The organism is Kitasatospora sp. NPDC057500, from assembly GCF_042802195.1.
Classification (GTDB): Bacteria; Actinomycetota; Actinomycetes; order Streptomycetales; family Streptomycetaceae; genus Kitasatospora.
This window is the reverse complement of record NZ_JBHVER010000271.1, coordinates 1-9,036: the sequence shown is the minus strand read 5'-3', so window position 1 is coordinate 9,036 and position 9,036 is coordinate 1. Positions and strand designations below refer to the sequence as shown.

At 77.9% G+C, this 9,036-nt stretch carries 7 protein-coding genes; 3 read left to right on the top strand and 4 right to left on the bottom strand.

Going from position 1 to position 9,036, the window contains the following annotated elements; genetic code table 11:
- Positions 1–79 precede the first annotated feature (79 nt).
- From ACFU74_RS33920 to ACFU74_RS33910, 3 genes are all read left to right on the top strand, one after another.
- Positions 80–3,955 carry a DUF5682 family protein gene (locus tag ACFU74_RS33920; protein ID WP_380763852.1) on the top strand — a complete coding sequence of 1,292 codons (3,876 nt, stop codon included), beginning with the start codon at positions 80–82 and terminating at the stop codon, positions 3,953–3,955.
- On the top strand, positions 3,952–6,048 hold the full coding sequence (locus ACFU74_RS33915) for a hypothetical protein (RefSeq protein WP_380763850.1): 2,097 nt from the start codon (positions 3,952–3,954) through the stop codon (positions 6,046–6,048). The genes ACFU74_RS33920 and ACFU74_RS33915 overlap by 4 nt, the downstream gene beginning before the upstream one ends.
- Before the next feature lie 90 nt (positions 6,049–6,138).
- Positions 6,139–6,657, top strand: coding sequence for a MarR family winged helix-turn-helix transcriptional regulator (locus tag ACFU74_RS33910; protein WP_380763848.1), 519 nt, complete (start codon positions 6,139–6,141; stop codon positions 6,655–6,657).
- Positions 6,658–6,675: 18 nt separating this feature from the next.
- On the opposite strand, the gene ACFU74_RS33905 is transcribed toward ACFU74_RS33910, so the two are convergent.
- From ACFU74_RS33905 to ACFU74_RS33890, 4 genes are all read right to left on the bottom strand, one after another.
- The gene (locus tag ACFU74_RS33905) at positions 6,676–7,248 is read right to left on the bottom strand and encodes an ATP/GTP-binding protein (RefSeq protein ID WP_380763846.1); all 573 of its coding nucleotides are present in this window, start codon (positions 7,246–7,248) and stop codon (positions 6,676–6,678) included.
- 66 nt (positions 7,249–7,314) lie between these two features.
- Entirely contained in the window at positions 7,315–7,695 is a 381-nt protein-coding gene (locus ACFU74_RS33900) for a DUF742 domain-containing protein (protein ID WP_380763844.1), read from the bottom strand.
- Positions 7,692–8,126: a roadblock/LC7 domain-containing protein gene (locus ACFU74_RS33895; protein WP_380763842.1), complete on the bottom strand. Its 435-nt coding sequence runs from the start codon at positions 8,124–8,126 to the stop codon at positions 7,692–7,694. The genes ACFU74_RS33900 and ACFU74_RS33895 overlap by 4 nt, the downstream gene beginning before the upstream one ends.
- Positions 8,126–8,842, bottom strand: coding sequence for a hypothetical protein (locus ACFU74_RS33890; RefSeq protein WP_380763840.1), 717 nt, complete (start codon positions 8,840–8,842; stop codon positions 8,126–8,128). Before ACFU74_RS33890 ends, ACFU74_RS33895 begins: the two co-directional genes overlap by 1 nt.
- Positions 8,843–9,036 lie beyond the last annotated feature (194 nt).

Here is a 9,036-nt window from a genome sequence, read left to right as displayed (position 1 = left end):
CTCGACTCCCGAACCCCGACTCCCGAACCCCCGACTCCCGACCTCCCGATCTCCCGACCTTCCACCGAGAGGTGAACACATGAGCAGCGCGGTGCCGCCCGGCGGGGCGGGCCCCGGTCTCGACGACCCGCGCGGGACGGTCGAGGCCCAGGCCGCCCGACTGGCCTCGTCCGGACTCGACACGCCCGGCCCCTACCTGATCGGGGTGCGCCACCACGCGCCGTCGCTCAGCGCCGTCGTGCCCGCCCTGCTCGACACCGCCGCGCCCGACGTGCTGCTGGTCGAGCTGCCCACCGAGTTCCAGCCCTGGCTCGACCTGCTCGCCGACGAGGCCACCAAGGCCCCGGTCGCCCTCGCCGCCGCCCCCGCCGCCGACCGGTCCGACGAGCACGCCGACGGCCTCGGCGCCGAGGCCGGCCACGGCACCGGCCTCGCCTTCTACCCCTTCGCCGACTTCTCGCCCGAACTGGCCGCCCTGCGCTGGGCCCGCCGCCACGGAGTCGAGACCGTCGCCTGCGACCTGCCCCTCGCCATCCGCGACCGCCACACCGAACGCGGCCACGCCCGCCCCGGCGGCGAAGCCCGCCCCGGCGTCGCCGACGCGCTGCGCCACCGGCTCACCGGCCGCGACGACGACGAGGACCTCTGGGACCGCCTGGTCGAGACCGCCGCCCCCGGCTCCACCCCGGAGGCCGTGCGGCGCGCCGCCCTGCTGGTCGGCTGGGCGCTGCGCCGCGACGCCGAGGACGGCCCCGGAGTCGACCCGTACGACCGGCGGCGCGAGGCCTGGATGCGGGAGCGCATCCGGGAGGCGGGCGCCGGCGGCCGCCGGGTCGCCGCCGTCATCGGCGCCTTCCACGCCCCCGCGCTCACCCCGGCCGGGGCCGACGCGGAGCAGGCCGACGTCGCCGGCGACCCCACCGGCGACCCCGCCGACGAGCACACCGCCGGGCCCGCCCCGGACTCCCGGCACGTCGTCTCCCTGATCCCCTACACCTACCCGCTGCTCGACGCCCGCTCCGGCTACCCGGCCGGCATCCGCGACCCCGAGTGGCAGCACACCGTGCTCGACGCCGCCGGCGACCCGGACCGGCTCGCCGAGGCACTCGTCCGCACCGCCGTGCGCATCTGCGAGGCCCTGCGCGCCCAGGACCACCCCTCCGGCCCGGCCGACGCCCGCGAGATCGTCCGGCTCGCCGGCGACCTCGCCCGGCTGCGCGCACTCGCGGCCCCCGGCCGCGGCGAACTCGTCGAGGCGGTGCAGACCGTCCTCGCCCAGGGCGAGCCCCTCGGTCGGGGCCGGGCGGTCGCCCGCGCGCTGGAGAAGGTCCTGATCGGCACCCGCACCGGCGAGCCCACCCCGGCCGCCCCGCGCAGCGGCCTCGCCCCCGCCGTCGAGCGGCTGCTCGCCGACCTCGGCCTCCCCGGCCCCGGCGACACCGCCGAGCCCGCTCCCCGCGAACTGCGGCTCGACCCGCTCCGCTCGCCCCTCGACCGGCGCCGCGAACTCCTCCTCCACCGCCTCACCGCCTGCGGCGTCCCCTACGCCGAACCCGTCGAGACCGCCGGCGCGGGCGGCACCGAGACCCTCACCACCCGCTGGCGCGTGCGCTGGACCCCGGCCGTCGCCGCCATGCTGACCGTCGCCGGCACCCGAGGCGTCACCCCGGCGCAGGCCGCCGAGGGCGCCCTGCGCGAACGGCTCCGCCGCGAACTCCAGGCGGACGGCCCCACGGCCGGCGAGGTGCTCCGGGGCCTCGCCGACGCCGCCGCCTGCGGCCTCCCCGCCCTCACCGACACCCGCCTCACCCAGCTCACCGCCGTCCTCCCCTCCGGCGGCACCCTCCCCGACCTCCTCAACGCCCTCTCCCTCCTGGACCGCCTCACCGCCACCCACCACCCCGCTCCCGCAGACCCGCCCGTCGCAGATTCGCCCGCCGCCGACTCCGCGGCCCCGGCCCCCGCCGCTGCGCCGGCGGGTGAGCCCGAGACGGTTCCGGGTACCCCTTCGGCCGGCGCCGAAGCTGCGTCCGGCCCGGCGCCCGTGGTCGTGGCGCCCGGCGGGCTGCCTGCCGTGGACCGGGTTCTCGCGCGGCTGGCGGCGGCGGCCGAGGTGGTGACGGTGGCGGCGGTGCGGCAGCTGGAGGGGCTGGGCGGGTCGGACGAGGCGGACGACGCCCGGGCGCTGGTGGAGCTGGCGCGGCGGGCGGACCTGTCCGGGGGCGTCCGGCTCCGGCACACGCTGGCCGAACTCGCCGACGGCGGCAGCCCCCTCGTACGCGGCGCCGCCGGGGCGGTGCGGGTGCTGCTCCGGCAGGAGGAGCCGACCGTGTTCGGCGGCCGGGCCGCCTCCTGGGTCGACGGCGCCACCGGGCCCGACGCCCGGCACGCCCTCGAACGGTCCCTCGTCGGACTGCTCACGGCCGCCGAAGGGCTGCTCTCGACCGCCCCCGAAGTCCTCGAACCGGTGCTGGAACGGGTGGTCACCCTCGCCGACGGCGCCTTCCTGGACCGCCTGCCCGCACTGCGCGGCGGGTTCGACACGCTCAGCCCGGCCGCCCGCGACCGGCTGCTGGAGCTGGTCGAGGAACGCCTGGGCACCCGGCTGGACACGCTCCCCGCGGAGGTGCCGCCCGCGCTGCTCGCCGACTGGTCCCGCGCCGACCTGGCCGCCCGCGCCGCGCTCGCCCGCCGAGGGCTGCTCCCGGCCCTCCTCCCCGCACCCACCGCCGAGGCCCCCGCCCCCGTCCCCGCCAGGACCGAAGCCCCCACCGCGACCCCCACCCCCACCCCCACCCCCACCCACGCCCTCGTCCCCGCCGAGCGTTGGCGGCTGCTGCTCGGCCGCCCGGGCAGTGGCGGCCTCGCCGGCCGGGCCGCCCGCCTCGCGACCGCGCTCGACGAGCTGTACGGCACGGGACACGGCGAGGGCTCCGGCCCCGGACTGGAGGGCCGGGGCGGGGCGGGCGGCAGCCGGGGCGGGCGCGAGGCCCCGTACCCGGGGGTGCGCGAGTGGGCCGAGGAGCTGACCGCCCTGTTCGGGCCGGGCCTTCGGGAGGAGGTGCTGGCGGCCGCCGTCGCCCAGGGGCGCGGCGACGCCCTGGAGGCGATCGACCCCGGCGCCGTCCGCCCCTCGGTCGACCTGCTGCGCACCGTCCTGGAACACGCGGGCGGCCTGCCCGAGGCCCGGCTGGCGGGGCTGCGTCCGCTGGTCCGGCGCCTGGTCGACGAGCTGAGCCGGGAGCTGGCGACCAGGCTGCGCCCCGCCCTCACCGGGATCAGCGTGCCGCGCCCGAGCCGTCGCCCCGGCGGCGGCCTGGACCTGCACCGGACCATCCGCGCCAACCTCGCCACCGCCCGCCCGGCCGACCCCGCCGGTGGTCCGTCGGGCGGCGAGCCGGGCCCGATGGTGATCGTGCCGGAGCGCCCGGTCTTCCGGACCAGGGCCCGCCAGGCGTCCGACTGGCGGCTGATCCTGGTCGTGGACGTCTCCGGCTCGATGGAGGCGTCCACCGTCTGGGCGGCGCTGACCGCGTCGATCCTGGCCGGGGTGCCCTCGCTGAGCACCCACTTCGTCGCCTTCTCCACGGAGGTGGTCGACCTGACCGACCAGGTGGCGGACCCGCTGGGGCTGCTCCTGGAGGTCCGGATCGGCGGCGGCACGCACATCGCGGGCGGTCTGAAGTACGCGCGGAGCCTGGTGACCGTGCCGTCCCGCACGCTGATCGCGGTGGTCAGCGACTTCGAGGAGGGCGGCCCGGTCAACGGGCTGCTCGCGCAGACCCGGGCGCTGGTCGACTCCGGTTGCCATCTGCTGGGCTGCGCCGCGTTGGACGACACCGGGACGGCCCGGTACTCGAAGGCGGTCGCGGGCCGGCTGGTCGCGGCCGGGATGCCGGTGGCGGCGCTCAGCCCGCTGGAGCTGGCCCGCTGGGTGGGGGAGAAGGTCCGATGACGGAGGTGGCAGGGGCAGTGACGGACGCGCAGTGGCCGGCGGTCCGGCCGGAGGTGGTCGCCGAGGTGGTGGCCGGGCTTTCGGCGCGGCTGCAGAAGCGGCTGGACGGCGCGGCCGCCAAGCTGGCCGAGCGGCCGGTGGAGCGGACGGGCGAGGAGTGGCGGATCGCCGTCGACGAGGAGACGGTGCTCGTCCTGCACGCGCCGGGCGGGGTGGTCGCCGACCAGGCGGACGTGCGCTGCGGCTGCCTGCTGGCACCCGCCTGCGTGCACCGGGCCGCGGCGGTCACGGTCTGCCCGCTCGCCGACGACGAGCCGCCCGCCGACGGGGATGCGGCGACCACCGAGGTCCCGCCGTCGGGCCGGACGGACCTGACGGACCGGGCGGGCCGGCCGGTTCACCCGGCACCGTCCGCCCCCGTCGAACCCGCCGCCCTCGCCGACCCCGCGGAGGAGCTCACCGCCGCCGAGCGGGCCGCCGCCGGGCACCTGCACCGGGTGGGCGCCGCCGTGCTGGCGGCGGGGGTCGGTGGCGCGGGCGCGGTGCTCCAGGCGGAGCTGCTGCGCGCGGCCCACCAGGCCCGGCTGGCCGGCCTGTACCGGCCTGCGGCCGCGGCGGTGGCCGTGGTCACCCGGATCCGCGCCGCCCGCTCGGGCGAGCCGGACCACCGGCTCGCCGACCTGGTGGCCGGCCTGCGCGAACTCCTCGGCCTCAGCACGGCACTGGCCCTCGCCGCCGCGCCGGAGGCCGTCGCGCCGGAACCCTCCGTCGCGGAGCTGCGCGGGGTGGCCCGTCAGTCCTACGCGCCGGCGGGCGGCCTGCGCCTCTACGGGCTGTTCGCCGAGCCGGTGCTGACCGCCACCCACGCGGGGGTGCTCACCTGGGCGGTGGACGCGGGCGGCGGGCTGCACACGATGGCGGAGGTCATGCCGCACACCGACGCCACGGCGGCGGCGCCGCAGGCGGTCGGGGCCGGGAACAGGGCCGTGCGGCTGGGGGACGCGATGCTCAGCCACCGCGAGTTCACCCGGGCCGGGCTGGCGGTGCAGGGGGCGACCAGGTCGGCGGCCGGACGGCTCGGTGCGGGTGCCTCGGTCCGGGCGGTCCGCGCGGCGGGTGCGGCCTGGACGGCGGAGCCGCTCGCCCGGCTCTGGGGCGAACCGCCGGCCGCCCAGGTGGCGCGGGCGCTCACGGCGGGGGCGCTGCCGGCGGAGGCCCGGCCGGCCGGGAGCGAGTTGCTCTTCCTGGACGTGACGCTGCTCGGCGCGGTGCCGTGCGGGCCGGGCGGGGAGCCGCGCCTGCTGGCGGAGTGCGACGGCGCGGTGGTGGCGCTGCGCGCCGCGCACGACCACCCGGGGCTGGCGTACCGGGGCAACCTGGCGCTGCTCGCCACCGCCCCCGGCCTGCGGTTGCGGGTGATCGGGCGGTTGGAGCGCTCGGCCCGCCCCGAGCTGAGGCTGCTGGCCGTCGGCGTGCCGCCGGGGGACGAGCCTGCGCCCCACGACGAGCCTGTGCCCCACGACGAGCCTGTGCCCCGCGACGAGCCTGTGCCCCGCGACGGGTCCGTGCCCCGCGACGGGTCCGTGCCCCGCGAGCAGCCCGCCCTGGCGCTGCCCGCCGACCGTGCGGCCCGGGTCAACCTGGGCCTGGAGCGCCTCCAGACGGCGGACCTCACCCTCCCGCCCGCCGGCCCCGTCGGCCCCCCGGTGCCCGGCGTGCCGGCGGCCGGCGCGCCCACGGGTGGCGAGGCGCCGGCCACCCCCGTGCACCTGCTCGCCCGACGGGTGGCGCAGGCGGTGACCGGTGGGCGGGCCGCGCTGGCGCTCGGCTCCCGGGCGGTCGACGGTGACCGGGCCCGGCTGCGGTCGGCGGGGCTGGCCACCGGTGCGGCGCTGCTCGACGGGCTGCTCGCGTCGGCGGTGGACCAGCAGCGTGACGTCTTCGGGCGGGTGATCGCGGACGACCACGGCGCGTTCGCGTCCGCCTGGCTGGCGGCGGCCTGGTACGAGGAGGAACTGGCCTCGGCGCTCTGCGTGACCGCTTGGTCCGGGCTGCCGGAGACCGCTCCCCGGGAGGCGGCCCCGGACCGGTGAGGCGAACTATTTGCACAAGCAGGTAAGCCGCGCCAAATGGCATAATCGGACAGGGAAGAACGTTCCACCGGGAACAGAGAGGGGCGAGCCATGGGGATCCAGGACGACGCCGCCGAGATTCGCGCCAGCGGCTGGCGGACCCTCGCGGCGCTGCACGGGCTGATCGACTCGGCGCTGGAGAAGGCGCTGCAGGCGGAGCACCGGCTCTCGGTGGTCGAGTACACGGTGCTGGAGGCGCTGTCGAGGCAGGACGGCTGGCACATGCGGATGCAGCAGCTGGCCCGTGCGGCGGCGCTGAGCAGCAGCGCGACCACCCGGCTGGTGAGCCGGCTGGAGGAGCGGGGGCTGCTCAGCCGCTACCTCTGCGCGGACGACCGGCGCGGCATCTACACCGAGCTGACCCCGCAGGGCCGCGAACTGCTCGCCGCGGCGCGCCCGTTGCACGACGCGACCCTGGAGGGGACGCTCACCGAGGCCGCCGGCCTCCCCGAACTGGCGCCACTGGTCCGGGCCCTGCACGACCTGGAGCCGACCCCGGCCGCTCCGGTCGCTCCGGCGGCCCCGACGGGTTCTACGGCCCCGGCAGCCCCTGTGGCTTCGGCGGTCTAGGCAGCCTCGCCGGCGGCCTCAGGCGTGCGCGGCGAGCGCGTTCCGGTGGACCCGGTCGAGGAGGGCGAGCAGCAGTTCCTTGCTGGACGCGCGCTCCCGGACGTCGCACAGCACCACGGGCACGTCCGGGTCGAGGTCAAGCGCGCGGCGGACGTCCTCGGGGGCGCAGTCGCGGCGTCCGTGGAAGCAGTTGACGCCGACGGCGAAGGGGATGCCGCGCTGCTCGAAGAAGTCGACGGCGGCGAAGCTGGTCTCCAGCCGCCGGGTGTCGGCCAGCACGATGGCGCCGAGCGCGCCGAGCGCCAGGTCGTCCCACATGAACCAGAAGCGGAACTGGCCCGGCGTGCCGAACAGGTAGAGCACCAGGTCCTCGCGGACGGTGATCCGTCCGAAGTCCATGGCGACGGTGGTCGTCGCCTTGTCGTGGACGCCGTCGAGGCTGTCGACCCCGATGCTGGCGCGGGTCATCCGCTCCTCGGTCTGCAGCGGTTCGACCTCGCTGACCGAGCCGACCATGGTGGTCTTGCCGACGCCGAAGCCGCCGGCGATGAGGATCTTGACCGCGCCCGGCACCAGGCTCTTGGTCGTCACGTCGGGTCTCCTGAAGGGGAACTGGGCGAGGTACGGGGCGGTCGGGGCGGACGGAACGGCGCCGGGTCAGAGCCGGCGGATGCCCTCGATCACGGCCTGGATCAACGCGATGTCCGGTGCCTCGGCGAGCTCGACGGGTGCCCGGGTGAGGATCATCCGGGCCTCGGCGAGGTCGTCCAGGAGCACCTTGACCACACTCACCGGGAGGTCCAGGACGGCCGCGATCTCCGCGACCGCGAGCGGGCGTTCGCGGCAGAGGTCGAGGATCGCGGCCGGTTCGGGCGTCATCCGGCTGGTGTCGGCGAGCGGGTCGGCGCTGACCACCAGGGTGATCAGCGCGAAGCCGTCACGGACCGGGCCGGTGCGCCCGTTGGTGATGGCGTAGGGGCGGACCAGGTGGCCGGCCTCCTTGTCGAAGAACCAGGCCTCGGCGGCGTCGACGGTCACGCACCGCCACCCGCATCCGGTTGGCCGGCGTCGCTGCGCGGTGCTGCGGTGAGGTACTGACCGACCTGCTTGACCAGCATGTTGATCTCGTAGGCCATCAGCCCGGCGTCGACCGACTCGCTGGTGAGCACGGCGAGCCGGGCGCCCTGGCCGGCGGCGGTGACGAACAGGAACAGGTGGTCCATCTCGATCACGGTCTGCCGCACCCGGCCGCCGTCGAACCGCTGGCCGGCGCCGCGGGCGAGGCTCTGCAGTCCGGAGGCGACGGCCGACAGGTGTTCGGCGTCGGCCCGGTCGAGCCCCCGGGAGAGCCCGACCAGCAGGCCGTCCTCGGAGAGCACGATGGCGTGCCGGGTCTCCGGTACCCGCGCCACCAGCTGGTCCAGCAGCCAGTTGAGGTCGCGCTCGGTGTCGGTGTGCTGCTGCGTCATCACTGCTGTTCCTTAGCTGCGGAAGGCACGTCCGGGTCGGTGGGGGTGGCACGGGCGGTGCGGGTGCCGTGTTGGATGGCGGCCATGGTGGCCCGCGAGCGCTGCGGCGAGGGGTCGTCGGCCGGCGGCGAGGCGGGGCCGGAGGGGCCGTAGGGGGCGGCGGAGGACGCGTGGGCCTCGCGCAGCTGTTCGGCGAGGCTCGCGTTGCGGACCCGCTGGGGCAGGACGCGCGGTGTGCGCAGCTCGCCCTCGGGCCCGTACCGCGCCTCGGCTTCCTCGGCGCGCTGGTGCGCGGGCGCCACGGGCGCGGCCGGCGGCGCTTCGGCCCCGCCCCGGGCCCCGGCGCCGTCGCCCGGCCCGTCGCCGAACCCGCTGTCGCCGAACCAGCCGCCGTCCCCGAACCCGCCGCCCCCGAAGCCGTCCGTGTACGCCTCCAGGCCGTCCGCGTCCGGGTACGGCCAGGGCCGGCTGGGCCGTGCCACGACCACCGCGCCCGGCAGCCCGGGGATCGGGGAGCCCACCGGCAGGCCGCCGTTGGCCGTCGGGTCGTCCTGGCCCTGCGGGCCGACGCCCTCGGGGTACCGCGCGACCAGCTCGCCGCTCACCACCACCCCGTCGCTGCCGTCCGGCAGGCCGCCCGGCAGGGCAATCGGCAGGCCGACCGGCACGTTGCCCGCGACCGCATCGCCCGCGGCGTCGTCCACGGGAGCAGCCACGGAACCACCCGCCGCGGGCCCGTTGCCCGGGAGCCCGTCGAGCACGGCCGCGAGCGAGCCCGAAAGCTCATGCCCGGCCCCGCCCGTCCGCGCATCCGCGCCCACTCCGGTGCCCACCGCGGCGCCCGCCCCGGGAGCCTCGCCGCCCTGATCGGCCTCCGCCGGGCCCGGGTCACCCGGCCCCGGTGCCGGGG